Annotated in this window: 25 protein-coding genes; 11 read left to right on the top strand and 14 right to left on the bottom strand. The window is 74.2% G+C overall.

Annotated features, from left to right (window positions below):
• Positions 1 to 40: 40 nt before the first annotated feature.
• Both O2W16_RS17755 and O2W16_RS17750 read left to right on the top strand, forming a co-directional pair.
• Positions 41 to 1,204, top strand: coding sequence for an acyl-CoA dehydrogenase family protein (locus O2W16_RS17755; protein WP_269160145.1), 1,164 nt, complete (start codon positions 41 to 43; stop codon positions 1,202 to 1,204).
• Positions 1,201 to 2,268: an acyl-CoA dehydrogenase family protein gene (locus O2W16_RS17750; protein WP_269160144.1), complete on the top strand. Its 1,068-nt coding sequence runs from the start codon at positions 1,201 to 1,203 to the stop codon at positions 2,266 to 2,268. Before O2W16_RS17755 ends, O2W16_RS17750 begins: the two co-directional genes overlap by 4 nt.
• A 66-nt stretch (positions 2,269 to 2,334) precedes the next feature.
• On the opposite strand, the gene O2W16_RS17745 is transcribed toward O2W16_RS17750, so the two are convergent.
• From O2W16_RS17745 to O2W16_RS17730, 4 genes are all read right to left on the bottom strand, one after another.
• Positions 2,335 to 2,958: a hypothetical protein gene (locus O2W16_RS17745; RefSeq protein ID WP_269160143.1), complete on the bottom strand. Its 624-nt coding sequence runs from the start codon at positions 2,956 to 2,958 to the stop codon at positions 2,335 to 2,337.
• A gap of 195 nt (positions 2,959 to 3,153) precedes the next feature.
• A complete protein-coding gene (locus O2W16_RS17740; protein ID WP_269160142.1) occupies positions 3,154 to 3,918 on the bottom strand; it encodes a DUF6308 family protein in 765 nt (254 codons plus the stop codon).
• Between the two features lie 10 nt (positions 3,919 to 3,928).
• Complete coding sequence (locus tag O2W16_RS17735) at positions 3,929 to 4,249, bottom strand: EthD family reductase (RefSeq protein WP_269160141.1); 321 nt, start codon at positions 4,247 to 4,249, stop codon at positions 3,929 to 3,931.
• Positions 4,250 to 4,331: 82 nt separating this feature from the next.
• A complete protein-coding gene (locus O2W16_RS17730) occupies positions 4,332 to 5,375 on the bottom strand; it encodes a glutathione S-transferase family protein (RefSeq protein WP_269160140.1) in 1,044 nt (347 codons plus the stop codon).
• Positions 5,376 to 5,475: 100 nt separating this feature from the next.
• Here O2W16_RS17730 and O2W16_RS17725 point away from each other — a divergent pair, with 100 nt between their 5' ends.
• The gene (locus O2W16_RS17725) at positions 5,476 to 5,715 is read left to right on the top strand and encodes a hypothetical protein (protein WP_269160139.1); all 240 of its coding nucleotides are present in this window, start codon (positions 5,476 to 5,478) and stop codon (positions 5,713 to 5,715) included.
• Positions 5,716 to 5,943: 228 nt separating this feature from the next.
• Positions 5,944 to 8,607, top strand: a complete 2,664-nt coding sequence (locus tag O2W16_RS17720; protein ID WP_269160138.1) for an ExeM/NucH family extracellular endonuclease — start codon at positions 5,944 to 5,946, stop codon at positions 8,605 to 8,607.
• Positions 8,608 to 8,689: 82 nt separating this feature from the next.
• On the opposite strand, the gene O2W16_RS17715 is transcribed toward O2W16_RS17720, so the two are convergent.
• The 9 genes from O2W16_RS17715 to O2W16_RS17675 all read right to left on the bottom strand — a co-directional run bounded on the left by O2W16_RS17715 (position 8,690) and on the right by O2W16_RS17675 (position 18,205).
• The gene (locus O2W16_RS17715) at positions 8,690 to 9,544 is read right to left on the bottom strand and encodes a formate/nitrite transporter family protein (RefSeq protein ID WP_269160137.1); all 855 of its coding nucleotides are present in this window, start codon (positions 9,542 to 9,544) and stop codon (positions 8,690 to 8,692) included.
• A 103-nt stretch (positions 9,545 to 9,647) separates the two neighbouring features.
• A complete protein-coding gene (locus O2W16_RS17710) occupies positions 9,648 to 10,238 on the bottom strand; it encodes a helix-turn-helix domain-containing protein (protein WP_269160136.1) in 591 nt (196 codons plus the stop codon).
• Between the two features lie 84 nt (positions 10,239 to 10,322).
• Positions 10,323 to 10,946 carry a hypothetical protein gene (locus O2W16_RS17705; RefSeq protein WP_269160135.1) on the bottom strand — a complete coding sequence of 208 codons (624 nt, stop codon included), beginning with the start codon at positions 10,944 to 10,946 and terminating at the stop codon, positions 10,323 to 10,325.
• A gap of 187 nt (positions 10,947 to 11,133) precedes the next feature.
• Positions 11,134 to 12,027, bottom strand: a complete 894-nt coding sequence (locus O2W16_RS17700; RefSeq protein ID WP_269160134.1) for a glucose 1-dehydrogenase — start codon at positions 12,025 to 12,027, stop codon at positions 11,134 to 11,136.
• Between the two features lie 52 nt (positions 12,028 to 12,079).
• On the bottom strand, positions 12,080 to 13,633 hold the full coding sequence (locus tag O2W16_RS17695) for a protein kinase domain-containing protein (protein ID WP_269160133.1): 1,554 nt from the start codon (positions 13,631 to 13,633) through the stop codon (positions 12,080 to 12,082).
• A 96-nt stretch (positions 13,634 to 13,729) separates the two neighbouring features.
• Positions 13,730 to 15,349, bottom strand: a complete 1,620-nt coding sequence (locus O2W16_RS17690; RefSeq protein WP_269160132.1) for a protein kinase domain-containing protein — start codon at positions 15,347 to 15,349, stop codon at positions 13,730 to 13,732.
• Positions 15,350 to 15,491: 142 nt separating this feature from the next.
• A complete protein-coding gene (locus O2W16_RS17685) occupies positions 15,492 to 16,283 on the bottom strand; it encodes an ABC transporter ATP-binding protein (protein WP_269160131.1) in 792 nt (263 codons plus the stop codon).
• 9 nt (positions 16,284 to 16,292) lie between these two features.
• Positions 16,293 to 17,168: an ABC transporter permease gene (locus tag O2W16_RS17680; protein WP_269160130.1), complete on the bottom strand. Its 876-nt coding sequence runs from the start codon at positions 17,166 to 17,168 to the stop codon at positions 16,293 to 16,295.
• Between the two features lie 65 nt (positions 17,169 to 17,233).
• Positions 17,234 to 18,205 (bottom strand): ABC transporter substrate-binding protein, encoded by a 972-nt coding sequence (locus O2W16_RS17675; protein WP_269160129.1) that lies wholly within the window; start codon positions 18,203 to 18,205, stop codon positions 17,234 to 17,236.
• Positions 18,206 to 18,446: 241 nt separating this feature from the next.
• Between O2W16_RS17675 and O2W16_RS17670 the strand changes: the two genes are divergently transcribed.
• The 6 genes from O2W16_RS17670 to O2W16_RS17645 all read left to right on the top strand — a co-directional run bounded on the left by O2W16_RS17670 (position 18,447) and on the right by O2W16_RS17645 (position 25,177).
• On the top strand, positions 18,447 to 19,976 hold the full coding sequence (locus tag O2W16_RS17670; RefSeq protein ID WP_269160128.1) for a DUF4407 domain-containing protein: 1,530 nt from the start codon (positions 18,447 to 18,449) through the stop codon (positions 19,974 to 19,976).
• Positions 19,977 to 20,118: 142 nt separating this feature from the next.
• On the top strand, positions 20,119 to 20,718 hold the full coding sequence (locus O2W16_RS17665; protein ID WP_269160127.1) for a sigma-70 family RNA polymerase sigma factor: 600 nt from the start codon (positions 20,119 to 20,121) through the stop codon (positions 20,716 to 20,718).
• Between the two features lie 23 nt (positions 20,719 to 20,741).
• Positions 20,742 to 21,788 (top strand): LLM class flavin-dependent oxidoreductase, encoded by a 1,047-nt coding sequence (locus O2W16_RS17660; RefSeq protein WP_269160126.1) that lies wholly within the window; start codon positions 20,742 to 20,744, stop codon positions 21,786 to 21,788.
• A gap of 37 nt (positions 21,789 to 21,825) precedes the next feature.
• Positions 21,826 to 23,577 carry a putative bifunctional diguanylate cyclase/phosphodiesterase gene (locus O2W16_RS17655; protein ID WP_269160125.1) on the top strand — a complete coding sequence of 584 codons (1,752 nt, stop codon included), beginning with the start codon at positions 21,826 to 21,828 and terminating at the stop codon, positions 23,575 to 23,577.
• Positions 23,578 to 23,663: 86 nt separating this feature from the next.
• Complete coding sequence (locus O2W16_RS17650) at positions 23,664 to 24,551, top strand: NmrA family NAD(P)-binding protein (RefSeq protein WP_269160124.1); 888 nt, start codon at positions 23,664 to 23,666, stop codon at positions 24,549 to 24,551.
• A complete protein-coding gene (locus O2W16_RS17645) occupies positions 24,548 to 25,177 on the top strand; it encodes a TetR/AcrR family transcriptional regulator (RefSeq protein ID WP_269160123.1) in 630 nt (209 codons plus the stop codon). Before O2W16_RS17650 ends, O2W16_RS17645 begins: the two co-directional genes overlap by 4 nt.
• Positions 25,178 to 25,183: 6 nt before the next feature.
• Here the strand turns inward: O2W16_RS17645 and O2W16_RS17640 are convergent, their stop codons facing one another.
• Complete coding sequence (locus O2W16_RS17640) at positions 25,184 to 25,378, bottom strand: hypothetical protein (RefSeq protein ID WP_269160122.1); 195 nt, start codon at positions 25,376 to 25,378, stop codon at positions 25,184 to 25,186.
• Positions 25,379 to 25,479: 101 nt separating this feature from the next.
• Between O2W16_RS17640 and O2W16_RS17635 the strand changes: the two genes are divergently transcribed.
• Positions 25,480 to 26,013 carry an NUDIX hydrolase family protein gene (locus tag O2W16_RS17635; RefSeq protein WP_269160121.1) on the top strand — a complete coding sequence of 178 codons (534 nt, stop codon included), beginning with the start codon at positions 25,480 to 25,482 and terminating at the stop codon, positions 26,011 to 26,013.
• Positions 26,014 to 26,051: the final 38 nt, after the last annotated feature.

Genomic DNA, 26,051 nt, shown 5'->3' with positions numbered 1-26,051 from the left:
CCAGCACGACCGGGCACCACATCGACGTGGGGAGCACTGCATGGGCAGCAACTCGTTGACGCTGGCGCCTGCGCCGCGATCGGCCGCCGCGGAGGAGGTGCGGGTCGAGGTGCGCGAGTTCCTCGCCGCCGAACTGGCCGCCGGCAGCTTCACCACCCACGTGGACACCTGGCTCTCCGGTGTCGACCCGGCGTTCTCCCGCAAGCTCGGTGAGCGCGGCTGGCTGGGCATGACGTGGCCGAAGCAGTACGGCGGGCACGAGCGGACGGCGATGGAGCGGTACGCGGTCACCGAGGAGCTGCTGGCCGCCGGCGCCCCGGTCGCGGCGCACTGGATCGCCGACCGGCAGTCCGGGCCCAACCTGCTGCGCTACGGCACCGAGGCCCAGCGCGCGGAGATCCTGCCGCGGATCGCGGCGGGGGAGTGCTACTTCGTGATCGGGATGAGCGAGCCGGACAGCGGCTCCGACCTCGCCTCGATCCGCACCCGGGCCACCCGCAACGGCGACGGCGACTGGGTGGTCAACGGCGCGAAGGTGTGGACGTCGAACGCGCACCACTCGCACTACGCGATCACCCTGGTCCGCACCGCGCCGGCCGACCCGGCCAACCGGCACGCGGGGCTCTCCCAGCTGCTGGTCGACCTGTCGCTGCCCGGGATCACCGTCAACCCGATCCGGATCCTGGACGGCGGCCACCACTTCAACGAGGTGGTCTTCGACGACGCGGTCGTCCCCGGCGACATGCTGCTGGGGGAGGAGGGCGCGGGCTGGCACCAGGTGACCGCCGAGCTGGCGTTCGAGCGGTCCGGGCCGGAGCGGTTCCTGTCGACCTACCCGCTGATCGCCGAGTTCGCCCGACGCGCGGCCGAGGACCAGGACCCCGCGCAGCTGGCCACCCTGGGCCGGCTGTCGGCCCGGCTGCTCGCGCTGCGCCAGCTGTCGCTGCGGATCGCCGGCGCGCTGGACCGCGGCGAGCTCCCCGACATCCCGGCCGCCCTGGTCAAGGACGTGGGGACGACGTTCGAGGCCGACGTGATCGACGAGGTGCGCCGGGTGGTCGACGTCCCGGCGTCCCTGGACTCACCCGACCCGCTGGGCCGGGCACTGGCCGAGGCGCAGCTGCACGCGCCGGGCTACACGCTGCGGGGCGGCACCAACGAGATCCTGCGCGGGATCGTGGCACGAGGGCTGGGACTGCGATGACCTCCTCCGACGTGGACCTGGTCGTCGAGACCGTCCGGGACATCCTGACGAAGTTCGAGCCGTTCGTGCTCACCGCCGAACGGCCGTGGGACGCCGGGTTGTGGTCGGCGCTGGCCGAGGCCGGGCTGACCGGGGTGGGGCTGCCCGAGGAGGCCGGTGGCTCCGGCGGTGAGCTCGCCGACGCGGTGGCGGTCGTGGGGGCGCTGGCCGCTGGGGCCGCGGCGGTGCCGGTGGCCGAGCAGCTGCTGGTCGCCGGCCCCGCCGTCCTGGCCGCCGGCCTCGACCTGCCCTCCCCGGACGAGCCGTTGTCCATCGCGGTCGACGGCGCGGTCACCGCCGAACCGCGGGACGACGGCGACGGTCCGGGGAGCTGGACGCTGACCGGCACGGCGACCGACGTCGCGTGGGCCGGGGTCGCCCGGCACCTCGCCGTCCTGGCCACCAGCCCGGTCGGGCCGGTGCTCGCGCTGGTCGACGTCACCGGTCGGGAGACCACGCACGCGGCCAACCTGGCCGGGGAGCCGCGCGGCTCGCTGGTGCTGCAGGAGGTGACCGCGGCCGGGGCGCTGCTGACCGACGCGCAGGCCCAGCAGCTGCGGGCGCGGTACGCGCTGGCCCGGGCGGTGCAGCTGTCGGCGGCGCTGCAGCAGGTGCTGGCCTGGACGGTGCAGTACGCGGGCGAGCGGCAGCAGTTCGGCCGGCCGCTGGGCCGGTTCCAGGCGATCCAGATGGAGCTGGCCGAGATGGCCGGCGAGGTGACCGCGGTGGCGGCGCTGGTCGACGCCGCGGTCCAGGCGGTCGAGCGCGGGGAGTCGCTGGTGCTGGCCGCGGCCGCGGCGAAGGTGCGCGCCGGGGCAGCCGTGGAGGTGGTGGCCCGGCTGGCCCACCAGGTGCACGGCGCGATCGGCTTCACCCAGGAGCACCGGCTGCACCACCTCACCCGGCGCTGCTGGTCGTGGCGGGACGAGGCCGGCACCGAGACGGCGTGGGCCCGGGTGCTCGGGGCCGGGCTGCTCGCCGACGGCCCCGACGCCCTCTGGCCGGCCCTGACCCGCGCGGTCTGACACCGGGCGCCGCGACCCAGGGACGTGCCGGAGCGGCCACCTCGCAGGGGGCGAGGTGGCCCGTCGTCAGACGGTCTCGGGGATGCGCAGGTGGGCGACGACCAGGTCGAGCTCGGCGACCTCGGTGATCCGGCCGCCCATCGCCCGGCCGTACTCCGTGCGCAGCGCGTCGGCGCGCTGGCCGGCGACCAGCATCGCCTCCCGGTCGGCGTAGGCGATGGCCAGCACGGTGTTGCCGGACACCCGGTCGATCATCAGGTTGGCGCTGCAGAAGCCGGTGAGCTCCTCGATCCGGGGCAGCAGGGCCATCCGGAAGGTGGCGACGTCGTCGTCGAGCGCGGCCGGGTTCGGGCGGGAGCTCCAGATGAGCCGGCAGACGGCGTCCTCGCCGGTGGGCTGCACCCGGTGCATGACGGCGACCTCCCACTGCGCGACCACCGGCACGGCCCCGAGCACCTGGCCGAGGCGGGCGCGGTCGCGGCGCATGCCCTCGGCGCTGCCGAGCATCGCCTGCTCGTCCGCCCAGCCGCTGGCGACGATGCACCGACCGGTGCGGCGGCCGACGAGCATCGACAGCCCGGTGCAGCCCGGCAGGTCGGTCGTCGCCGGGAGCCACTCCTCCCGGACGAACGCGATCGCGTCGTCGAGGGCGCGCGGGTTGCCGCGGAGGGTGGTCGTCCGTGCGTACATGGGTGCCTCCTCGCCTCCGGCGCCGCCCCCGGCGGCACCGCCGTGCAGGGAACTGTGCTCGTCTGCCCGGGCCGCGGTCAGCCGGGGAGCGGGCCCTGGTCCCGGACTCCGGCGTTGCGTCACGGGCTGCTCAGCGACGGCGCACCCTCCGCTCCGGGACGGGATCGGGCCCGGCTGGTCCGGTCCGCCGGCCGGTCAGTGGATCGCGCTGGGCGCACGCCGCCACTCCTCGGTGGCCTCGCCCAGCGCCACCGCGGTGCACAGCCGCAACGTGCCGCTGAGCCACACCAGCACGTCGTGCAGCCGCAGCCGGGTCAGCGGGGCGTCGAGCAGCTCGGCAGCCGCCTCCTCGAGCGCGGCGAAGGCGGCCTCGTTCGCCCGGAGCTCGCGGTGCACGACCGCCGCCGTCCCGCTGTCGCCCTCGCGCAGGTGCGGCACCGTCTGCAGCCAGGTGGCGCGGTGCAGCACCGGCACCAGGTCGGGACGGCGGTGGTGCAGCGCGGCCGACACGTGCCGCCGCTGGGGTTCGGCCAGCTCGCCCAGACCGCGCAGGGCGGCGCCGACGGTGCCCGGTTCCCCGAGCACCGAGAACTCGTCGTCCGGCAGCTCCCAGAAGGTGCGCCCGGCGGCGCGTCCGGCGAGCGCATCGGCCACGGGCTGGGCCGCGTCGAGGGCCGCGCGGACCACCGACCACCCGCCGGGGTCGAGCCGGCCGTGCAGCCCCTCGGCCACCAGCACGTCCTCGTCGCCCAGCGGCCCCGTCCGGACCGGCCGGGCGTCGTACCGGTCGTAGCCGAAGGCCGGCACCTGCACCCACCGGCCGTCGCGCTCGTTGGGGGAGCGGTACCGCAGCGGCCGCCGTCCCCGGGCGTACCCGAGGACGGCGGCCAGCGCGGTGCTCCACGGCAGCGGGTCGGGCCCGGCGCTGGGGAGCACCAGGTCCGGCCGGCCGGTCAGCACGTCGGTGGGGTCAGCCCGCCGGGCTGAGGTCGTCGAGGTCGAGGCTCGACATGGAGGCCCCGCCGGTGGCGAAGGTGGCCACGTCGGCACCGGCGGCCCGGCCGGCCTCGGAGCCCATGCCGGCCCCCATCGCGTCGGCGGACTCGAAGTCCAGCTCGGCGATCAGGTAGGGGCCGGCGGCGGTGGGGTCCATCGACCGGGGGTGCCCGACGGTGAACCGGAGCAGGCCGGGGATGGCCTGCGCCAGCCCGACGTGCACGTCCCGGTAGTGCCGGTCGAACTCCGCCGGGTCGGTCGGCTGGCCGTACTGGACGATCAGTCTGTGCACCACTGCGCCACCTCTCCTCGGTCCGCGGGCTCCGCTGCCCGGGACGCCGTGGTCAGCCAACCAGGGGTCCCGGGCCGCGGCGCGCTCAGCGGTGGCCGATGCCGCCGGGGCCGTGCTCGGGCGGGATGACCTCACCCGCGACCGGCGGGCCGGGCGGGGTGCCGTCGCCGAAGGGGCTGCCACCCATCTCCTCGCGGCCGTGCGGGGTCAGCCAGACCGACGTGTCCGGGCCCATCGGGATGATCTGGGTCGGGTTGATGTCGGCGTGCACCACGTAGTAGTGCTCCTTGATCTGCGGGAAGTCGGTGGTGTCACCGAAGCCCGGTGTCTGGAACAGGTCGCGGGCGTAGCCCCACACCGCCGGCAGCTCGGTCAGCTTGTTGCGGTTGGCCTTGAAGTGGCCGTGGTAGACGGCGTCGAACCGGGCCAGCGTGGTGAACAGCCGGACGTCGGCCTCGGTGATGGTGTCGCCCATCAGGAACCGGCGGGTGGTGAGCCGCTCCTCCAGCCAGTCCATCGCCGTCCAGAGCCGCTCGTAGGCCTTGTCGTAGGCGTTCTGCGACCCGGCGAAGCCGCAGCGGTAGACCCCGTTGTTCACCTCGGTGAAGATCCGCTCGATCACCTCGTCCATCTCCGCCCGCAGGTGCTCGGGGTAGAGGTCGGGGGCGCCGTCGCGGTGGAACGCGGTCCACTCGGAGGAGAAGTCCAGCGTCATCTGCTTGAAGTCGTTGGTGACGACGGCCCCGGTCGGGATGTCGACCATCGCGGGCACGGTGATGCCGCGCGGGTACTCCGGGTCGCGGGCGAAGAACGCCTCCTGCAGCCGCTCGTACCCCAGCACCGGGTCGCGGCCGCCGGGGTCGAGGTCGAAGGTCCAGCTGCGCTCGTCGTGCGTGGGCCCGCAGATGCCCATGCTGATGGCCTGCTCGAGGCCGAGCAGGCGCCGGACGATCGCCGCGCGGTTGGCCCACGGGCACGCCCGGGCGATGACCAGCCGGTACCGACCGGCCTCCACCGGCCACCGGCTGTCGCCGTCGGCGGTGATCCGGTCGGTGATGTAGTTCTCGTCCCGCTGGTAGTCCTGGCCGGGTTCGACGTAGCCGCTGCCGCTCTGCTTCTTGGTGCTCACCCCTCCAGCCTCCTCGACCGGACGCGCCACCGCAGGGTGTGGCGCGCGGTGCCAGGCGATCCACCGTCGCCGGGCGCCCGGGCCGGGCTAGCCTCTGGGCATGGCCGCCCCCTTCCGCCCGCCCTGGTTCGGCAACCGGGGAGTGCAGCTGCTGGCGGGCGTGGCGGTGGCCTACAACCTGGTCGCGCTGGTGCTGCGGCTGGTCGACGGCGAGTGGGGCGAGGCCTTCCTGAGCTTCGCGTGGACCGTCGTGTTCGGTTACGTGCTGGTGGAGTCGCTGCGCTTCCGCACGCAGCAGGACGCCACCCGGGACGACGCTCCAGTGGACCCCACCGACTGACCCGGTTCCCGGCGTCCGTTGGGCGTCGTGGGTGCAGGGGATCGGGACCCCGAGCCGGCCGGCGAGGGCAGCGGCGCGGGCCGGTCGCGCGACACCCGGGCGCCGCGCCGGGGTGGGGCAGCGCAGTGCGGCGTGTCACTGCGTTGACACATACCGTCAGCGTGTCGTTCACGGTGCGAGCCCACGCTGTGCCCGCTGACCGCTCGTCCCCCTCCGAGAGGAACCTCCGTGCCCCTCCCTCCAGGCACTGCCCGCACGTCTGCGAGGCGCGCCGCCCTGGGCGCCGCCGCAGCCTCCGCGGCGGTCCTCGGCGTCGTCGCCGTCCCGGCCGTCGCGGCCGCGGCACCGCCCACCGCGCCGTTCGTCTCCGAGGTGCACTACGACAACACGGGCACCGACGCCGGTGAGTTCGTCGAGGTCCAGCTCCCTGCCGGCACCACCTCGGCCGGGCTGAGCGTGGTCCTCTACAACGGGAGCAACTCCTCGGCCTACGACACCGACGCGCTCCCGGTCGTGACGGCGCCGGCTGACGCCCCCGCCGTGGCCGTCGTCGACTACCCGGCCAACGGCGTGCAGAACGGGTCACCGGATGCGATCGCCCTGGTCCGCGGCACGGAGGTGCTGGAGTTCCTCTCCTACGAGGGGACGCTGACCGCCGCCGGCGGCCCGGCCGCCGGCTTGACCAGCACCGACATCGGCGTGAGCGAGGCAGGCACCGAGCCGGTCGGGCAGTCGCTGTCGCGCAGCTACGACGCCGCCACCGACGCGCTCGTCTGGTCCGGCCCGGCCACGGCCACCAGGGGCGCGGTCAACTCCGCAGCCCCCGGCCCGGTGGACCCACCGCCGGCTGCCGGTGAGGTCTGCGACGTCCCCGTCACCCACGAGATCGGTGACGTCCAGGGCACCGGCGCCACCACTCCGCTGGACGGCTCCATGGTCACCGTGCGGGGCGTCGTCGTCGGCGACACCCCCGGTCTGTCCGGCTTCTACCTGCAGGACGTCGACGGTGACGGGAACGCCGCCACCTCCGACGGGGTCTTCGTCTTCTCCGCCGTCGAGGTGGACCTCGGCGACACGGTCGCGGTGACCGGCCAGGCCCAGGAGTACTTCGAGCAGACCCAGGTCCGGGGCGAGGGGAACGTCGGCATCTGCGCCGACGGGACCATCGCCGACCTCCCGGCGGCGACACCGCTGGACCTGCCGGCCGACGACGCCGCGCGTGAGCAGGTCGAGGGCATGCTGATCGCCCCGGTCGACGCCCTGACCGTCAGCGAGGTCTACGCCCTCACCAGCTACGGCGAGCTGACCTTGTCCGAGGGGGGCCTGCTGGTGCAGCCCACCGAGCTGGCCCGCCCCGGCGCCGGCGCGGACGCGATCGCAGCGGACAATGCGCTGCGCCGGATCGTCCTCGACGACGCGCAGAGCGGCCGGGTCAACGTCACCACCGCCCCCTACCTGACGCCGGAGACCCCGGTGCGGGTCGGCGACACGCTGACCTTCACCGAGCCGCTGGTGCTCGGCTACGGGTTCGGCGCCTGGCGGCTGCAGCCTGCCGACGGCACCGCGGAGGGCGTGTTCGCCCCGCAGGACACCCGGCCGGCCACGCCGGGCGAGGTGGGCGGCGACGTCCAGCTGGGCGCGTTCAACGTGCTCAACTACTTCCTCACCCAGGGCGGCGTCGGCCGGGGTGCCACCAGCGACGCGGAGTTCGCCGAGCAGGCCGGCAAGATCGTGCCGGCGGTCAACGCCCTGGACGCCGACGTGGTCACCCTGATGGAGATCGAGGACACCGACTCCACCGGCTACACCCCGGGCAACGCCGACACCGCGCTGGCGGACCTGGTGGCCCGGCTCAACGCCGACGCCGGCTCGGAGAAGTGGGCGTTCGTGCCGTTCCCGGCGGAGCTGTACACGGTCGACCGGGACGTGATCCGCAACGCGATCATCTACCAGCCCGCCGTCGTCACCCCGGTCGGTCCGTCGGTCGGTCTGGTCGACGAGACCGTGTGGTCGAACGCCCGCGAGCCGATCGCCCAGACCTTCACCGCGGACGGCGACGCCTTCACCGTGGTCGCCAACCACTTCAAGTCCAAGGGCGGCACCGGCACCGGGGACAACGCCGAGACCGACGGGCAGGGGAACTTCAACGGCGACCGGGTGCGGCAGGCGGAGTCGCTGGTGGCCTTCGCCGAGCAGCTGGAGGCGCAGACCGGCGACCCGGACGTGATCCTCATGGGCGACTTCAACGCCTACACCCAGGAGGACCCGATCGAGGCCCTGCGAACGGCCGGCTACGTCGACCTGGGCGAGCAGTTCGACCCGGGCCGGTACAGCTACGTGTTCAACGCACTGTCCGGCTCGCTGGACCATGCGCTGGCCACGACCGAGCTCACCGCGAAGGTGACCGACGTCGTGCACTGGAACATCAACTCGGTGGAGTCCTTCGCCTACCAGTACGCCGGCGACCCGGCGCTGTACGCGGCTGACCCGTACCGCTCCAGCGACCACGACCCGCTGCTGCTCGGCATCGACCTCCAGGAGACCGCTGTGGAGCCGGAGCCGGAGCCGCTGCTCTGCCAGGGCCTGGAGCCCACGCTCGTCGGCACCGATGGCGACGACGTGCTGCGCGGCGGGAACGGCGTCGACGTGATCATGGGGCTGGGCGGCGACGACGTCCTCACCGGTGGCAACGGCGCCGACGTCATCTGCGGCGGCGACGGGGACGACGTGCTCCGCGGCGGCAACGGGGACGACGTCCTGCTCGGTGGCGCCGGGGACGACGAGCTGCGCGGGGACAACGGCGGCGACACGCTGATCGGCGGCCCGGGCACCGACGTCCTCGACCAGGGCAGGGGCACGGGACGCGCGGAGCAGGAGGGTGCGGGGTCCTGACCCCGGGCTGATCGGCCCCGGAACAGCACGACGGCGGCGTCCCACCGAGGTGGGGCGCCGCCGTCGGCGTTCGGCGGAGGGATCAGCCCCGTTCCGCGGGCTCGACCGGCTCCTCGGTCCGCTCCTCCTCGTCCTCCGGCTGGTCCTTCAGGAACAGGTACCAGTAGGACGTCGAGACGAAGACGACCGCGCCGATGAGGTTGCCCGCTCCGGCCAGCAGCCAGTTGAGCGCCGCATCGTCCCAGCCGATGTCGACGCCGGCGAAGATCGCCGCCGGCAGGAAGAACATGTTGGCGATGACGTGGTCGAAGCCCATCGCCACGAAGGCCATGATCGGGAAGAAGATCGCCAGGATCTTGCCCGAGACGGTGGTGGCCGCCAGCGACATCCAGACCGCCAGGCAGACCAGCCAGTTGCACCCCACCGCGCGGAGGAACGTCTGCCACGCGGTCTCCTCCAGCGCCTTGCCCTCCGCGATGGAGGCCAGCCGCTCGTAGGTGAGCCCGCCCGTGCCGGTGGCGTCGGCGTCGCCGATCACCCCGGTCTGCACGGCGAGGAAGAACGCCACGAACATGGCCCCGACCAGGTTGCCGAGCAGCACCAGGGTCAGGTTCTTGACCACGTCGCCGACGTCGATCTTGCCGCGCATCGCGCCGAGCGGGACCAGTGCCATGTTGCCCGTGGCCAGGTCGGAGCCGGCGACGAGCACGAGCACCAGGCCGAGGGTGAAGGTCGCGCCGGTGAACAGCGTCGGCAGCGTCCCCCAGGTCTCCGGGTCCAGGCCGGAGGAGACGACGATGGCGACGAGCCCACCGAAGGCGATGTAGGCACCGGCCAGAAAGCCGCTGACCAGGACCTTGTCCCAGGTGCGGCGGGTCTTCTTCGCCCCGGTCGCGGCGGCGACCTGGGCGATCTCCTTGGGTGCGCGTGCGGGCAAGGCGTACCTCCAGGGTGAACGGGACGGCCCGTGATCTCAGGCCCGGGGGCACCAGCCTCCCGAACACCGCGCCGTCCCGCTCGGTGAGCCCGGCAGCGATCGACTATTCGCCGCTCCCGCGCGGACGGGCCCGCACGTGCATCCGCTCGCCCTGCGGACCGAACAGGGCCAGCAGCTCGACCGGGGCCGGGCCGGGGTTGGTCAGCGCGTGCGGCACGTGGGTGTCGAACTCCACCACCTCGCCCGGGGTGAGCTCCAGCCGCTGGTCGCCGAGGAAGAGCACGAACCGGCCGTTGAGCACGTACAGCCACTCGTAGCCCTCGTGGGTCTTGAGCTCCACGTCGCCGGCGGGGTGACCCGGCGGCATGATCATCTTGTAGGCCTGCAGCCCGCCGGGCCGGCGGGTGAGCGGCAGCATCGTCATGCCGTGCCGCTCGACCGGCCGCAGCTGGACCCGGGGGTCCCGCGAGGCCGGTTCGTCGAGCAGCTGGTCCAGCGGGACCTGCAGGGCGCGGGTGAGCGGGAGCAGCAGCTCCAGCGTCGCGCGCCGCTGCCCGGACTCCAGGCGGGACAGGGTGCTGACCGAGATGCCGGTGGTCTCCGACAGCTGGGTCAGCGTGGTGTCCCGCTGCTGGCGCAGGGCGCGCAGCCGCGGCCCCACGGCCTGGACCACCGCATCGACGTCGTCGCTCATGCCGCACAGTTTGCTGGTGTGGCAAGGTCCTTTGTCAAGCGGCGTCGCGCGGGAGCTCGCCGTCGGGTGGGGCGGCTCCGTCGGTCAGGCCATCTCGGGCACCCGCAGGTGCGCCATCGCCAGGTCGAACTCGGCGACCTCGGTGACCTGCACCCGGGTCGCCGCGACGAACTCCCGGCGCATCGCCGAGCCCATCTGCCGGGACCGCTCCAGCGCGCCGCGGTCGGCGTAGGTGACGGCCGCGGCGGCGCGGCCGCTGTCCCGGTCGACCAGCAGGCTCGTGCTGCAGAAGCCGGCGAGCTCCGTCATCCACGGGATCAGGCTCATCCGGAAGGCGTCGACCATGCCGTCCAGGCCTGCCGGGTCCGCCTTCGCCCAGACGACCCGGGTGCAGGCCCCGTCGTCGGTGGGGTGCTCCCGGTGCAGGACGGCGATCTCCCACTCGGCGACCTCCATGGACTCCGCCCGCATCACCCCGGCGGCGTGGTCACGGAGCTCGCCGACGGCGACCGCGCTGGCGCGCATGGCCTCGTCGGTGGCCCAGGCGGCGGTGACGATGCAGCGGCCGGCGGCCCGGTCGGCCAGCATCGACATGCCCACGCAGCCGCTCATCCCGCGCAGCATCGGCCAGACGGCGTCGCGGACGTGGTCGATCCCGTCGTCGACGGCCTGCGGGTCACCGCGCACCGTGGTGGTCCTGGCGTGCATCTCCGTGCTCCTCCCTGGCGAGGCCCGGGCGGCACCGCCGCGAGGACCAGGGTCCTCCCGCGCCCTCCCGGTCGCCGGGGCCGCGCCGCCTCTGCGCCAGGACCCGGCGCGTGCACACCCTCCGCACCCCGCCCGGCACGCCGCGCTGCCGAGGCGGGGTCGGCGACCTCGGTGCCGCGCCGGGGCGTCAGGGCGTCGGCATCCCGCCGTTGACGTTCAGGGTCTCGCCGGAGACGTAGCTGGACTCGGCGGAGGCGAGGAAGACGTAGACCGGGCCGAGCTCGGCCGGCTGACCGGCGCGCCCCAGCGGGGTCTCCTGGCCGAACTCCGGCAACGCCGACGGCGGCTGGCCACCGGAGGCCTGCAGCGGCGTCCAGAACGGGCCCGGTGCCACCACGTTGACCCGGATCCCCTTCGGCGCCAGCTGCTGGGCCAGCGCCTTGCTCATCGTGTTGATCGCGGCCTTGGTGGACGCGTAGTCGACCAGGCCGGGGGAGGGCTGGTAGGCCTGGATCGAGCTGGTGTTGATGATCGTCGCGCCGGCCGGCAGGTGCGGCAGCGCCTCCTGCACGATCCAGAACAGCGCGTAGACGTTGGTCTTGAACGTCCGGTCGAACTGCTCGGTGGTGACGTCGGCGAGGTCGTCCACGTGCGTCTGCCGGCCGGCGATGTTGGCGATGAGGTCCAGGCCACCGAGCTGGTCGAGCGCGGTGTGCACCAGCGCCCGGGCGGCGTCCTCGTCGGACACGTCGGCGGGGGCCAGCACGGCCGTGCGACCGGCCTCCTGGACCAGCTCGGCCACCTGCTCGGCGTCGGTCTGCTCGCTGGGCAGGTAGTTGAGGACGACGTCGGCGCCCTCCCGCGCGAAGGCGATCGCGGCGGCGCGGCCGATCCCGGAGTCGGCGCCGGTGACCAGTGCCTTGCGGCCGGTCAGTCGGCCGGTGCCGCGGTAGCTCTGCTCGCCGTGGTCGGCACCGGGCTGCAGGTCCGTGGTCAGGCCCGGGGCGTCCTGGGACTGCTCGGGGAAGCCGTCGGTGCGGTACCGGGTGGTCGGGTCGGTGAACGTGAACTGGTCGGCCATGGTGTCCGGCGTGCCCGATCCGGCGGGACACCACACACGTCGGGTCGGGCGGTCAGTCGTCCCGGTCCCGGCGGCGTTCCCGCCAGCGCTCGACGGCCTCCTCGATGTCCTCCTGGTCCAGCTGGGCGTCCTCGTCCGGCGTGGGCTCGGCCGCCGGCGTCGGCGCAGGTGCCGGGGCGGGCGCCGGCTCCGGGGCAGGCGGCGGTGGCGGTGGTGGGGGTGGCGGTGGCGGGGCGACCGCGTGGGTGAGGGTGACCGCCGCCCCCGGCAGCACCTGGCCGACCGGGTCGAGCGCGATCACCGAGCCGTCGGCGACGTCGCCGGTCTGCAGGGGCCGCAGCGTCGGGACGAGCCCCCGCTCGATCAGCTCTGCCTGCACCTCGGTCACCGGTCGTCCCACGTAGTCCACCGTCGACAGCGAGACCAGCTGGACCACCGGCTCGCTCGGGGGCGCCGGTTCGGCGGCGGGGGTCGGCTGGGCGGCAGGCGGCGGGTCCGCGCGGTCGGTGGCGAGCTGGAGCAGGCCGAAGGTGCTCCCCATCGCGACCAGGAAGGTGAGCAGGGTGGCGACCAGGAACGGCCAGCGACGGCGGCGTTCGGCCTCGTCGCCGAGGTCGTCGTCCTCGTCCTCGGCCGGGGGGAGCGGGTAGCCCTGGGTCGCCGGGAAGGGCGGCAGCGGGGTCGGCGTCCGCACCGCGGGGAGCTCCGCCGTCCGGATGGCGGGCATCACCGCCGTCCGCGGCTCCGCGTCCGGCCCGCCGACCGGCCGGCCGGCCAGGACGTCGTCGATGGCGGCGCGGAGGGCGGCGCCGTCGGCGAACCGTTCCGCGGGGTCCTTGGCGATGGCCCGGTCGATCAGCGCGCGCACCGGCGCCGGGACGTCGTCGGGCAGCGGCGGCGGCACCTCCCGGATCCGCCGGAGCGCCACCTCCACCACGTCCCCACCGTCGAAGCCGCGGTGCCCGGCCAGGCACTCGTAGCCCACCAGCCCGAGGGCGTAGACGTCGCTGGCCGGGGTGGCGCGGGTGCCGGCGGCCTGCTCGGGGGAGAGGTAGTGGGCCGTGCCGACGACCTCGCCGGTGATGGTCAGCGGCACGCTGGTGGCCGAGACCGCCACCCCGAAGTCGGTGAGCTTGACCCCGCCGTCGTCGGCGAGCAGCACGTTGCCCGGCTTCACGTCCCGGTGGACGACGTCGGCGGCGTGCGCGACGGCCAGCCCGGCGGCGCACTGCCGGAGCACCTGCAGCGTGCGGTCAGGGGACAGTCGCCGCTCGCGGCGCAGCAGCGTCGCCAGCGACTCGCCGCGGACGAGCTCCATCACCAGGTAGGCCAGGTGCTCGCCGCGGGTGGAGGCGTCGGGCAGTACCTCGCCGTAGTCGAAGAGCGTGGCGATGTGCGGGTGCACCAGGCCGGCGGAGTGCTGCGCCTCGGCGCGGAACCGGGCGAGGAAGGTGGCGTTGGCCGTGTACTCGCTGCGGAGGATCTTCACCGCGACGTCCCGGCCGAGCACGGTGTCGCGGGCCTGCCAGACCTGGCCCATGCCGCCGGAGGCGATCAGCGTCTGCAATTCGTAGCGCCCGCCGAGGAGCTGACCGTTCGGGTGCACCGGCACATCCTCCCCGTTCGCCCGCTGCGATGTGGGACTCGTGGGGCGGGAGTTCCCGCTCGGCGAGAACTGGGTGCTGCGGTGGTGGTCTGCGGGTCAGCCGTCGCCGCTGCCCTGCCCGTCGTCGTCGTCGCCGTCGTCGTCGCCGCCGTTCCCGTTGCCCTGGTTCCCCTGGTCGCCGTTCCCGCCGCCCTCGGTGCCGTTCCCGCCACCTCCGGTGCCGTTCCCGCCGCCCTCGTCGGTCTCCTCCTCGTCCTCGTCCTCGTCCTCGTCCGCACCGCCGTCGTCGGTCGGGGTGGAGGTGGGGGTCGGTGCGGGCGGGGCGGTGGCGTAGGTGACGGTGACGACGCTGCCCTCGGCCAGCTCGCCGACGGGGGAGACGGCGAGGACCTCGCCCTCGTCGGCGTCGGCCGTCTGCCGCGGGACGGCGCTGACCGACAGGCGGAGGCCGATCAGGTCCTCCTCGACGTCGGCGAGCCGCCGGCCCAGGTAGTCGTCGGCGTCCACCTCGACCAGCACCGCGCTCGGGGTGGTGGTCTCCTCGGTGGTGGGCGCGGTCGAGGAGGTCTGCTCGGCGCTCGTCGTCGGCGTCGTGGTGGGGGTGTCCGTCTCGTCGTCGCCGAGCAGCTGGAACCCGGCGACGGCGACGGCGGCCACGATGAGCACCCCGAGCAGCGGCAGCAGCAGCCGGCGGCGCCTGCCCTCCCGTTCCCGTTCCGGTCCCGGCCCGGCCGCGCCGGCACCGACGGCCACCCCGGCAGCGCCCACCCCGGCGGCCGTCGCGGCGCCGCCGACGGCGGGCATGATCCGCGTGCTCGGCGACGATGCGGCGCCACCGGCCGCCGGGAGCACGGTCGTCCGGTCGGTCGCCTGCAGCGGACGGCCGGCGCGCACGTCGTCGATCGCGGCGCCGAAGGCGGCGGCGTCGGGGAAGCGCTGGGCCGGGTCCTTGACCATGGCCGCGGCGACCAGCTGGCGCACCGGCGCGGGGACGTCGGCGGGCAGGGGTGCCGCGGTGTCCCGGATCTGCATGAGCGCGACCTGCACCGAGCTCTCGGCGTCGAACGCATGGTGGCCGGCCAGGCACTCGTAGCCGACGACGCCGAGCGCGTAGACGTCGCTGGCCGCGGTGGCCCGCTCGCCCTGGGCCTGCTCGGGGGAGAGGTAGTGCGGGGTGCCGATGACCTGACCGGCCTGGGTGAGCGGCACGGTGGAACCGGAGACGGCGACCCCGAAGTCGGTGATCTTGACGGTGCCGTCGGCGCCGATGAGCACGTTGCCGGGCTTGATGTCGCGGTGCACGACCCCGGTGGCGTGCGCGGCGGCCAGGCCGGCGGCGCTCTGCCGCAGCACGTCCAGCGTCCGTTCCGGACTGAGCCGGCCGTCGCGGCGCAACAGCGCCGACAGCGACTCACCGCGCACCAGCTCCATCACCAGGTAGGCGAGGTGCTCGTCGCGCGGGCCGGCGGGTGGGATCTCGCCGTAGTCGAACAGGGTGGCGATGTTGGGGTGCACCAGGCGGGCGGCGAGCTGGGCCTCGGCCCGGAAGCGGGCCAGGAACGTCGGGTCGCCGGTGTACTCGCTGCGCAGCACCTTCACCGCGACGTCCCGCTCGAGCACGGTGTCCCGGGCCTGCCAGACCTGTCCCATGCCGCCGGTGGCGATCAGCGAGGTGAGCTCGTAGCGCCCGCCCAGGAGCTGACCGTCCGGGTGCATGTGTCTCCTCCCTGGTGCGGTGCCCGGGGGGTCCGGACGCCCCATCCCACCAAGTCGGTCCAGCCATGGCGACCCCACCCCACCCACCCGGGGCCAAAATCGCGACTTTGGCCCCTCAGGAGGTGAGGGCGGTCTCTCCGGATCAGGCCGCGGCGGGCACCGTGTGCACCAGCTCGGCGATCTCGCGCTTGACCGCGTTGAAGGCCGGGCTGGTCACGTCGCGGTCGGCCAGGTCGACCGGGACGATCCGGCGGACGGAGCCGGGCACGCCGTGCGAGGCGCCGCCGGTCATCACCACGACCCGGTCGGCGAGGTAGACCGCCTCCTCGATCGAGTGGGTCACGAAGACCACCGTCGTCCGGGTGTCGACGTGGATCCGCTTGAGCTCGGTCTGCAGGTCGGCCCGGGTGAGCGCGTCCAGCGCGCCGAACGGCTCGTCCATCAACAGCAGCGACGGGTCGTTGGCCAGCACCCGGGCGATCGCCACCCGCTGCTGCATGCCACCGGACAGCTGCGCGGGGTACTTCCCGGCGAACCGGGTCAGCCCCACCGCGGCGATGAACCGGTCGGTGACCGCGGCGACCTCCGCCTTGGGCAGCTTCTTGCGGGCCGGGCCGTAGGCGACGTTCTCCCGCACCGACAGCCAGGGGAACAGGCCGTAGTCCTGGAAGACGACGCCGCGGTCGGGGCCGGGGCCGGTGACCGGCGTCCCGCCGACCTCGACGACGCCGGCGCTGGGCCGCTCGAAGCCGGCCAGGATGCGCAGCAGCGTGCTCTTGCCGCAGCCGCTGGCGCCGACCACGGCGACGAACTCACCGGAGGCGATGGTCAGGTCGACGTCGGCCATGGCGGCGACGCCGCCGGCGTAGACCTTGCTCAGCCCGGCGATCCGGACGTCGGCGGTGCGGCCGGCGGCGAGGTGTTGGGTGTCCATCGTCGGCTCCTACTTGATCAGCGGGCGGTCGCGGAACAGGACGCGGAAGAAGAGCGTCAGCAACCGGTCGGAGAGGAAGCCGGCGACGGCGATGCAGATCATCCCGACGACGATCTGGTCGGTCTGCACCACGTCGCGGGCCAGGAAGATCGTCGAGCCCAGACCGGTCGGGACGCCGGTGGTCTCGCTGAGCACCAGGATCACCCAGGCCAGGCCGAGGCCGACCCGCATGCCGTTGACGATCGCGGGCGCGGCGGCCGGCAGCACCACCCGCAGCAGCGTGCCGACGCCGGAGGTGCCCAGCATCCGGGCGGCCTCCAGCAGGCGCTCGGGCACCTGGCGGGCGCCGCTGATGGTGCCCAGCACGATCGGGAAGAAGGCGGACAGCGTGATCAGGAAGATCGAGGCCTGGTCGCCGTAGCCGATGAGCAGCGCGACCAGCGGCACCCAGGCGGTCGCCGGGATCGGCCGGAACAGGTTGATCATCGGGTCGAACAGCGAGTTCGCAGTGCGGAACCGGCCCATCAGCACGCCGAGCGGCACGGCGATCAGCGTGGCCAGGGCGAAGCCGGAGACGACGCGCAGCGCGCTGGCCGGCAGGTCCTCCCAGAGCAGGCTGCTGAAGGCGTCGTCCCGGGTGCCGGCGACGTAGTTGACCAGCCCGGCGGCGACGTCGGCGGGGTAGGGCAGGAAGCCCATCCGGAGGCCCAGCGGCAGCTCCCACTCCTGCGCCCGGCCCAGGTGCCAGAGCACCAGGAACAGAACCGGGACGGGCAGGCCGAGCAGCACGGTGCGCAGCCGGCCGCGGCCCCGCCGGCGCGGGGCGTCGGGGACCGTGGGGGCGGCGGCCGCGACGGGGACGGTCGCGACGTCGGTGGTGGTCATGGGGGTCCTCTCCTCCCGCAGGGCGGGAGGGGCGCCGGCGCGGCTGCGCCGGCGCCCCGGGGGGCTCAGGCGGACGGGGCGAAGGAGGTGTCGACGAGGTCGGCCGCGGTGGGGGCGGTGTCGATGACCCCGAGTCCGACCATCGCCTCGGCCAGCGCCTCGACCTGGGTCTGGTACTCCTCGCTCAGGTCGGCGCGCAGCCAGAAGTTGTCCAGCGCCGACTCGAAGACGCCCTGGTCGCCACCGAACTCGGCGACCATCTCCGGCAGCCACTCCTCGACGTTGTCGGCCATGTACTCGGTGGTCTCCGCGTGGGTGTCGACGACCTGCTGCACCAGTTCCGGGTCCTCATCGATCAGCGCACCGGTGGTGGTGAGGCCGAGGTTCACCCGGCCGATCGGGGTGGCGTAGGGGTCGGTGAGCTCGTTCCCGCCGGCGGCGGTGGCGAGCGAGACGGCGATCTCGGTGCCGAAGAAGGCGTCGATCGAGCCGCTGCCCAGGGCCGACGCCATCTCCGGCGGCGGGACGGCGATCAGCTCCAGGCTGCTCGGGTCGATGCCGTTCTCCTCCAGGATCAGCCGCATCGCGATCTCCGGGGCGCTGCCCTGGATGTAGCCGACCGTCTTGCCGGTCAGGTCGGCCACGGTCTCGATGCCCTCGCCGCCGATGAAGCCGAAGCCGCCGTCGGCCGCGGAGGCGACCACGGTGATGTCGCGGTCCTGGGCGACCGAGGCGACCGTCGCGACGACGCCGGTGATCGCGAAGTCGACGGCGCCGGAGATGACGGCGTCGGTCAGCGACGGGGCCGTGTCCAGGACGACGACCTCGAACTCCACCCCCTCGGGGGCGTACTCGTCGTAGAGGAACGGGGCGTAGAAGTGCGGCTGGCCGCGCAGGGTCCCGATCGTGACGGTCTCGGTGCCCCCGTCGCCGCTGCCGCTGGCCTCCGCGGAGTCGGACGAGCAGGCAGCCAGCGCCAGGACGGTGGTGGCTGCGACGGTGCCGGCGATCGCGCGCCGGACGAGCTGGGGGCTCATGGGTCTCCTTCGAGGCCGACGTGGCCGGCCGCCGAACGTGGGCGGCGGACGGACGGAGAGCGCGCTGTGCGTTCTCGAGGGAGACCTCACCTTCCGCGTGTGCGGCAGCGGTGTCCGAGACGTGACGGTGCCGTTACGTGGTGTCCCGGCGGTCGGAGATGTCTCACAGTCGCTGACCGGTACCGGCTCGGTCGTGGGCGACCGATACCTCCCTTGGTCGTTCTGCGAGAGGAATCCACGGATGAGGTCCCGCCCCCGTTCTGCCGGCGATCGGTTGGCCGTGCTGGCCGGCGCCCGGCTCGATCTGCTGCGGGTCGCCCCCGGCGCGCGCGCCAAGTACGTCGCCCTCGGTGGCGTGCTGGTCAGCACCGGTGCACTGGCTGCGCTGTCGATGGCGTTCGCCGTGCACATGGCACTGGGCGCCTGGTGGGCGGTCGCCGTCCTGATCGGCCTCGGCTGGGGGCTGGTGATCCTCAACCTGGACCGGATGCTGCTGGTCGGGATGGGTCACGACCCGTCCTGGCGGCGCAACCTCGGGCTGGCCCTGCCGCGGCTGGCGCTGGCCGTCGTCCTCGGCACGGTCATCTCGACGCCGCTGACGCTGCAGGTGTTCAGCAAGGAGGTCGACGCCACGATCGTGACGCTGCAGGCGGAGGCGGCCGAGCAGTTCACCGACGAGCTGGACGCCGACGCCCGCTACGCGCAGATCCCGGTGCTCACCCAGTCGATCGCCGAGGACCAGGCCGTCGTCGCCAGCGGCGGCGCGACCGACCCGAACGCCGACCCGCGGGTGGCCGCGGCGCAGGCCGAGCGGGACAGCAAGAAGGCCGTGTACGACGCGGCGACCGGCCGGTTCGACGAGCTGCAGGCCAAGGCGCAGTGCGAGCTCGACGGCACCTGCGGCTCCGGTGACGAGGGCCAGGGGGCGGCGTACTTCGCCGCCGCGGCGGCGGCCGGGCAGCAGGCAGCGGTGCGGGAGACGGCGAAGGCCGAGCTCGACGCCGCCGAGGCCGCGCTGCAGCAGACCCGCACCACCGCCGAGAAGGACGCCGTCGGTGCCGCCGCCCGCAGCGTGGCGCTGGCCAAGGCCGCGCTGGTGAGCGACCAGGCCGAGCTGAGCCGGCTGACCGGGGCGCGGCTGGCCGAGCAGGCGGCGTTCGAGGCGGAGAACAGCCAGAGCGACGGCATCCTGGCCCGGCTGGAGGCGATCGACCGGCTGTCGGAGGAGCGGCCGATGGCGCACCTGGCCCACGTGATGCTGTTCCTGCTGTTCCTCAGCGTGGAGATCCTGCCGGTGCTGATGAAGACGCTGATGAACTTCGCCCCGCCGACGGCCTACGACCGGTTGCTGAAGGTGCGCGACGACGAGGAGGTCGAGGCCGAGGAGATCCGCCGCGACGGCCGGCAGCGGGCCCAGCAGGCCCGGGCCGACCTGATCGTCGCCGCCGAGACCGACCGGATGGCGCGGGAGATCCTGGACCGCGAGCTCGCCGCCCGCGAGGAGGCCGCCCGGGCGGCCGAGCGCAAGGCCCGGCGCAAGGAGGCCCGCTCGCTGCGCGGCCTGGCCCGGCGGATCGCCGGTCGCCGTCCCGCCGTGGCGGAGCCGGAGCTCATCGAGCCGACACTGGAGACGATCGAGCCGACGCTGGACACCGGCGAGCTCGAGGCGATGATGGCCGCGCCGTCCGGCGTCAGCCTGTACGGGACGTCGTCGGTGCCCGCCCCCCGGCCGGCCGCCGAGCTGCTGCAGCCGCTGACCGAGGACCGCTGACCCGTCAGCACTGCTCGACCTGACCGCCGATCCGGGCTCTCGCCCCGGGTCGGCGGTCGGCGTCTCCGTGCAGGTCAGAGGCTCACTCCTTCGGGTGAAGGTTGTTTGAACGATAAAGTTGTGCGCTATTGATCAGGGGGTGATGAACAGCGTCGTTCCACCACCGGGCCGCACCGCACCGGCCTCCATCGCCGAGCTCCTCGACGAGCACACCGCCCCGGCGCTGGCGCTGGCCCGGCGGATCCTGGTCGACGAGCGCCTCGCCGAGGACGTCGTCCAGGAGGCGTTCGTGGCCTACTGGCGCGACCCGGCTGCCTATGACCGGGCGCGCGGCTCGTTCCGCTCCTGGTTCCTGGCGCTGGTGCACCACAAGGCGGTGGACGTCGTCCGGCACGAGGCCTCGCAGCAGCGCCGGTCCGACGCCGTGGCAGAACGGTTCCGGGAGGCCTCCTCGCTCGACGTCGCCGAGCTGGTCGCCGGCCGGATGGCCGACGCGCGGGTTCGCACGGCCTTGGCAGAGCTGCCCGCCGCACAGCGGGAGGCGCTGGTGCTGGCCTACTGGGGCGGGTACACGCAGCGGGAGATCGCCCAGCGCACTGGTGCGCCGCTGGGCACGGTGAAGACCCGGATGATGGTGGGCATGCGGCGGCTGCAGAACGGGCTGACCGCCGTCGTCCCGGGGCTGGCGGTTCGGCCCGGCACCCCGCCGGTCGCCACCGCACTGCCGGCGATCGAGGCCTGAGCCCGGTCTGGTGTGATCGCGGCATGCCATCGCCCGGGGTGCCGCTGGAGAAGCTGGGTTTCCTGACCATCGGCCTGTTCGACGAGGCCGATCCGCGCAGCGGGCACGAGTCGACGCTGCGGGTGATCGAGCTGGGGGAGCAGCTCGGCTTCGACAGCGCCTGGCTGCGCAACCGGCACCTGCAGTACGGCATCTCCTCCCCGGTCGCGGTGCTGGCGGCCGCCACCCAGCGCACGTCCCGGATCGAGCTGGGCACGGCGGTGATCCCGCTGGCGTGGGAGAACCCGCTCCGGCTGGCCGAGGACCTCGCCACGGTCGACGTGCTCAGCGGTGGCCGGCTGAACCCCGGCTTCTCCGTCGGCCCACCGATGCACTGGGACGACGTCCGCGCCGCGCTCTACCCCGACACCGCCGACGTCGAGGACTTCTCCTACGAGCGGGTGGCCCGGCTGCTGCGCTTCGTCGAGGGCGCGCCGGCGTCGACGTTCGCCGGCCGGGAGGGCGTGGTGGAGGAGTGGTCGGACCGGGTGCAGCCGCACTCGCCGGGGCTGCGGTCCCGGCTCTGGTACGGCGGGGCGTCGTTGAGGTCGGCGGTCTGGGCCGGGGAGAACGGGTTGCACTTCCTGAGCTCGTCGGTGGTGAAGGCGGAGTCGTCCGAGGACTTCGCCACCGAGCAGGCCGCCCAGCTCCAGGCGTTCAGGGCCGCCAACCCGGCCGGGCGGGCGTCGCAGGGTCTCGTGGTCATCCCGACCGACTCGGCGTCGGCGGAGCAGCGCGCGAAGTACGCCGCCTACGTCGAGGCGCGGCTGCCGCGGACGGCGACCCCGCAGGGCCCGGCCCGGCTGATGTTCGCCGCGGACCTGGTCGGGACCTCGGAGCAGATCGCCGAGCAGCTCTACGCCCACGCCGGGTTCCGCGAGGTGACCGAGGTGGTCTTCGCGCTGCCGTTCAGCTTCGAGCACGCCGACCACGTGCAGATCCTGAGCGACATGGCCCAGCACCTCGGCCCGGCGCTGGGCTGGTCGCCGCTCACCCCCGGGAGGGAGTCCGGGCCGCTCCCGACCGGCTGACCGTCCAGTTCCGGAACCCGGTGTTCGATGATGTGGCATGCAGATCAGCGGGATGGCGCCGGAGCTGGCCACGCCCCGCGTGGTCGCCCGGGTCGCCGGGCTGCTGACCGCCGTCGGCGGGCTGGCGGCGGTCGCCCTGGTGCTCGGCACCCCGAGTGGGTTGACCGGTTTCGACCCCACCGCCGTCACCCTCGGGCCGGTCACCACGCTGCTCGGCCTGGCGGTCATGCGGTGGGGCAGCCGGGTGCCGATGGCCTCCTACCGGTGGCTGCTGGCCGTGGGCTCCGTCGGCATCGGGGTGTTCGCGCTGGCCTCGCCGTCGGCGACCGGTGCGGTGGCCGTGCTGGCGCTGATGGCGTTCGCGTCGATGAACTCCTTCCTCTTCTTCCCGCTGGCCTGGGCCGTGGGCTTCCTCGGCGAGCTGCTGGTGATCGGCACGGTCGTCGTCGTGCTGCGCGGGGACGTGCCGGCCGGGGCCGCCGCCGTCCTCGGTCTGCTCGTGCTCGGCTCGGCGGGGGCGATCGCCGTCCTGGCGCGCCGGGCCGCCAGCGCGCACGAGGACGCGCTGACCGGGCTGGTGAACCGGCGGGGCTTCGACGAGGCCCTGGAGCTCGCCGTGCGCGGCGCGCTGCGCAGCGGCGAGCCGCTGTCGGCGGCGCTGTTCGACCTGGACCACTTCAAGGCGGTCAACGACTCGCGTGGGCACGCGGCCGGCGACGAGCTGCTGCGGACGGTGGCGGCCACCTGGACGCCGATGCTGCCCGCCGGCGCCGTCCTCGCCCGGCACGGTGGCGATGAGTTCTCGTTGCTGCTGCCCGGGCTGGACGGCGAGGCGGCGCTCCTCGTCGCGGAGCAGCTGCGGGCGGCGCTGCCCCGGATCGGCACGTCCGTCGGGGTGGCGGGCATGGAGCCGGAGGACTCCCCGGCCGCACTGATGCGGCGGGCGGACTCGGCGCTGTACCGGGTCAAGTCGCTGGGCCGCGGGCGCAGCGAGCTGGACGCCGGCGGCCGGAGCCCGCTGGGCCGGGACCTGGCGGCCGCGCTGGCCGACCCCGCCTCCGGCGCGCTGCACGTGCACCTCCAGCCGATCGTGACCCTGGCGGACGGCGAGATCGCGGGCATCGAGGCGCTGGTGCGCTGGGACCACGCCGAGCGAGGGCCGGTGATGCCGGCGGAGTTCGTCCCGGTCGCCGAGCGGGAGGGGTTGATCGGCGAGCTGGGTGCGGTGGTCTGGGCGGCGGCGTGCCGGGACGCGCGGGCACTGTGCGCGGCGACCGGCCGCCGGCTGTTCCTGACGGTCAACGTGTCCGGTCGGGAGCTGGACGACGAGGAGTTCCCGGCCCGGGTGCTCGCCACGCTGGCCGAGACCGGCTGGCCGGCCGAGCGGACCGTGGTCGAGGTGACCGAGAGCCTGGTCGAGGCGGAGTCCACCCGTTCGGTGCGTGCGCTGCACGTTCTCCGGGAGCACGGGCTGAGGGTGGCCATCGACGACTTCGGCACCGGCTACTCGTCGCTGTCCCGGCTGGACACGCTGCCGACCGATTACCTCAAGCTGGACAACTCGTTCGTCTCGACGATCACCACGTCCAGCCGGCGGGGTCGGCTGCTGCGCAGCGTGATGGCGCTGACCGACGCGCTGGAGCTGGTGCTGATCGCCGAGGGCGTCGAGACGGCCGAGCAGGCCCGGACGCTCACCGACCTGGGCTGCCCGCTGGCGCAGGGCTGGCTGTTCGGCCGGCCGCAGCCGGTGGCGGAGCTGGTCGCGGCGCTCCGGCCGGTCGCGGCCTGACCGGGTCGGGAGGCCCGGTCCGCGCCGTCTACTGTCGACCCGATAAGCGGACAAGCTGATCCGTTTCCTTGGTCGAGGAGACCCGCATGACCACAGTCCTGCTCGCCGGCGCCAGTGGTGACCTCGGTGCCCGCACGATCCGGGCCCTGGTCGCGAGAGGAGCCGACGTCCGGGCGCTGACCCGCACCGGCGCCGGCCCGGAGAAGACCGCGCGGCTGGCGGGGCTCGGCGCCACCGTCGTCGAGGCCGACCACGACGACCCGGCCGACCTGCGGCGGGCGAGTGAGGGCGCCGACGTCGTCGTCTCCACCCTCAACGGGCTGCGCGAGGTGGTGGTCGGACTGCAGACCCGGCTGCTGGAGGCCGCGGTGGCGGCCGGCGTCCCGCGGTTCATCCCCTCGGACTTCTCCGCCGACTACCGGCGCGTGGCCCCCGGGTCCAACCGGAACTTCGAGCTCCGCCGGGACTTCGCCCGGGTGCTCGACCGCGCGCCGATCCGGGCGACCTCGGTGCTCAACGGCGCCTTCACCGACCTGCTCACCGGCCAGGCCCCGATCGTGCTGTCCGGCCGGGACCGGGTCCTGTACTGGGGTGACGCCGACCAGCCGCTGGACTTCACCACCAAGGACGACACCGCCGCGTTCACCGCCGACGCCGCCCTGGACGACGCCGCCCCGCGGTACCTGGAGGTCGCCGGCGACACCGTCACCGCCCGGCAGCTGGCCGCGACGATGTCCGAGCTGACCGGGCGGCGGTTCCGGCCGACCTGGGCCGGCACGCCCGGTCTGATCGCCGGAATGGCGAAGGTGGGGCGTGCGGTGTCCCGGGACGACGAGGCGCCGTTCCCGGTGTGGCAGGGGATGCAGTACCTGCACAGCATGTTCAGCGGGGACGCCGAGCTGGGTCCGCTGGACAACGACCGCTACGGTCCGCGGAACTGGACGACGGCACGGGAAGTGCTCGCCGCGCGATGACCGGGTCGACGCCGCTGCGCCGGGACGCCGCACGCAACCGTGAGCGCGTGCTCGCCGCCGCGCGGCGGCTGTTCGCCGAGACCGGCCGGGCGGTCACGCACAACGAGGTGGCCCGCGCTGCCGACGTCGGCGTGGGCACGGTCTACCGGCGCTTCCCGACCCGCGAAGACCTGATGCTGGCCTTGTTCGAGGACCAGCTCGCCCTCGTCGGCCGGCTCGCCGACGAGGCCCTCGGGGCCGACGACCCGGAGGAGGGGCTGCGGCGGTTCCTGGTGCAGGTGGTCGAGCTGCAGGCCGGCGACCGGGGGTTGCAGGAGTTCATGCTCGGGCCGCAGGCGCGGGCCCGGGCCGGTGCGGCGACGTCCCGGATCGCGCCGGTGGTCGGGGCGCTGCTCGACCGGGCGAAGGAGCGCGGGCAGGTGCGGCCGGAGGTGACCGCGCTGGACGTCGCGCTGATCCCGGTGATGGTCGGCGCGGTCACCGCCCGGTCGCGGGACGTCGCCCCGGAGATCTGGCGGCGGGTGGTGACGATGGCGCTGGACGGCCTGCGCCCGACCGACGGCGAGCTGCCCGGCCCGCCGCTGACGCCGGCGCAGTTCGAGGAGGTCGTCAGCCGGGGTCGCTGAACCTGCTCAGCTGACGGGCTCGGCGACCTGGTGGCCGGTGTGCGCGAGGTCCGCGACGGCCGGGTGCTCGCAGGTGGGGCACGGCTCGGTGGTCAGCGTGCCCTCCTCGGTCAGCCGCTTGCGGAGTCGGCGCATCGAGGTCTCGCCGCCGGTCAGGTCGGCGAGCCAGCTGTTGAGCGCGTCGTCGGTTCGGGTGCTCATGGAACCGGTTCTCGGCAGTCCGGGCTCCGGCCGTGACCGTGCGACGCGCCACGGGAGCCCGCCGCGACGCTGCCGGACCCGCATCGGTTAGACAGTGACCCATGACGGAGGCGACGACGAGGAACGACGCTGGCTGGCTCTCCGGGGAGGAGATGGACGCCGCGCGCGAGCGGCTGCCCATCCTCTACGTCGATGCGGTGCCGGTGCGGGTCGACGACCAGGGCGTGGTCATCGCGGTCGGTCTGCTGCTGCGGGCCGGCAGCGACGGGCTGGTGAAGCGGGCGCTGGTGTCGGGCCGGGTGCTCTACCACGAGCGGGTGCGCGCGGCGCTGCTCCGGCACCTGGAGAAGGACCTCGGCCCGCTGGCGTTGCCGCGGGTGCCGCCCGCACCGCAGCCGTTCACCATCGCCGAGTACTTCCCGACGCCGGGGGTGACGCCGTTCCACGACCCGCGGCAGCACGCGGTGTCGCTGGCCTACGTCGTCCCGGTCGAGGGCGACTGCGCGCCGCAGCAGGACGCGCTGGAGCTGACCTGGTTCACCCCGGCGGAGGTCCGGGAGCCCACGCTGCTGGCCGAGCTGGCGAACGGGCAGAGCCACCTGCTGCTGCAGGCCCTGGCCCACCTCGGCGTCTGACCGCTTGTTCTCACTTCGCCCGGCAAGTGAGAACAAGG

It is taken from the genome of Modestobacter sp. VKM Ac-2984, assembly GCF_026967985.1.
GTDB lineage: Bacteria > Actinomycetota > Actinomycetes > Mycobacteriales > Geodermatophilaceae > Modestobacter.
The sequence above is the reverse complement of the archived record's forward strand: the minus strand, read 5'-3'. Positions and strand labels throughout refer to the sequence as shown.

What these genes read in the sequence shown, in the direction of transcription:
- O2W16_RS17755 (WP_269160145.1), top strand. Translation starts at nt 41, where the DNA reads ATGGGCAGCAACTCGTTGACGCTGGCGCCTGCGCCGCGATCGGCCGCC.
- O2W16_RS17750 (WP_269160144.1), top strand. Translation starts at nt 1,201, where the DNA reads ATGACCTCCTCCGACGTGGACCTGGTCGTCGAGACCGTCCGGGACATC.
- O2W16_RS17745 (WP_269160143.1), bottom strand. Translation starts at nt 2,958, where the DNA reads ATGTACGCACGGACGACCACCCTCCGCGGCAACCCGCGCGCCCTCGAC.
- O2W16_RS17725 (WP_269160139.1), top strand. Translation starts at nt 5,476, where the DNA reads ATGGCCGCCCCCTTCCGCCCGCCCTGGTTCGGCAACCGGGGAGTGCAG.
- O2W16_RS17710 (WP_269160136.1), bottom strand. Translation starts at nt 10,238, where the DNA reads ATGAGCGACGACGTCGATGCGGTGGTCCAGGCCGTGGGGCCGCGGCTG.
- O2W16_RS17705 (WP_269160135.1), bottom strand. Translation starts at nt 10,946, where the DNA reads ATGCACGCCAGGACCACCACGGTGCGCGGTGACCCGCAGGCCGTCGAC.
- O2W16_RS17700 (WP_269160134.1), bottom strand. Translation starts at nt 12,027, where the DNA reads ATGGCCGACCAGTTCACGTTCACCGACCCGACCACCCGGTACCGCACC.
- O2W16_RS17690 (WP_269160132.1), bottom strand. Translation starts at nt 15,349, where the DNA reads ATGCACCCGGACGGTCAGCTCCTGGGCGGGCGCTACGAGCTCACCTCG.
- O2W16_RS17685 (WP_269160131.1), bottom strand. Translation starts at nt 16,283, where the DNA reads ATGGACACCCAACACCTCGCCGCCGGCCGCACCGCCGACGTCCGGATC.
- O2W16_RS17680 (WP_269160130.1), bottom strand. Translation starts at nt 17,168, where the DNA reads ATGACCACCACCGACGTCGCGACCGTCCCCGTCGCGGCCGCCGCCCCC.
- O2W16_RS17675 (WP_269160129.1), bottom strand. Translation starts at nt 18,205, where the DNA reads ATGAGCCCCCAGCTCGTCCGGCGCGCGATCGCCGGCACCGTCGCAGCC.
- O2W16_RS17670 (WP_269160128.1), top strand. Translation starts at nt 18,447, where the DNA reads ATGAGGTCCCGCCCCCGTTCTGCCGGCGATCGGTTGGCCGTGCTGGCC.
- O2W16_RS17665 (WP_269160127.1), top strand. Translation starts at nt 20,119, where the DNA reads ATGAACAGCGTCGTTCCACCACCGGGCCGCACCGCACCGGCCTCCATC.
- O2W16_RS17660 (WP_269160126.1), top strand. Translation starts at nt 20,742, where the DNA reads ATGCCATCGCCCGGGGTGCCGCTGGAGAAGCTGGGTTTCCTGACCATC.
- O2W16_RS17655 (WP_269160125.1), top strand. Translation starts at nt 21,826, where the DNA reads ATGCAGATCAGCGGGATGGCGCCGGAGCTGGCCACGCCCCGCGTGGTC.
- O2W16_RS17650 (WP_269160124.1), top strand. Translation starts at nt 23,664, where the DNA reads ATGACCACAGTCCTGCTCGCCGGCGCCAGTGGTGACCTCGGTGCCCGC.
- O2W16_RS17645 (WP_269160123.1), top strand. Translation starts at nt 24,548, where the DNA reads ATGACCGGGTCGACGCCGCTGCGCCGGGACGCCGCACGCAACCGTGAG.
- O2W16_RS17640 (WP_269160122.1), bottom strand. Translation starts at nt 25,378, where the DNA reads ATGAGCACCCGAACCGACGACGCGCTCAACAGCTGGCTCGCCGACCTG.
- O2W16_RS17635 (WP_269160121.1), top strand. Translation starts at nt 25,480, where the DNA reads ATGACGGAGGCGACGACGAGGAACGACGCTGGCTGGCTCTCCGGGGAG.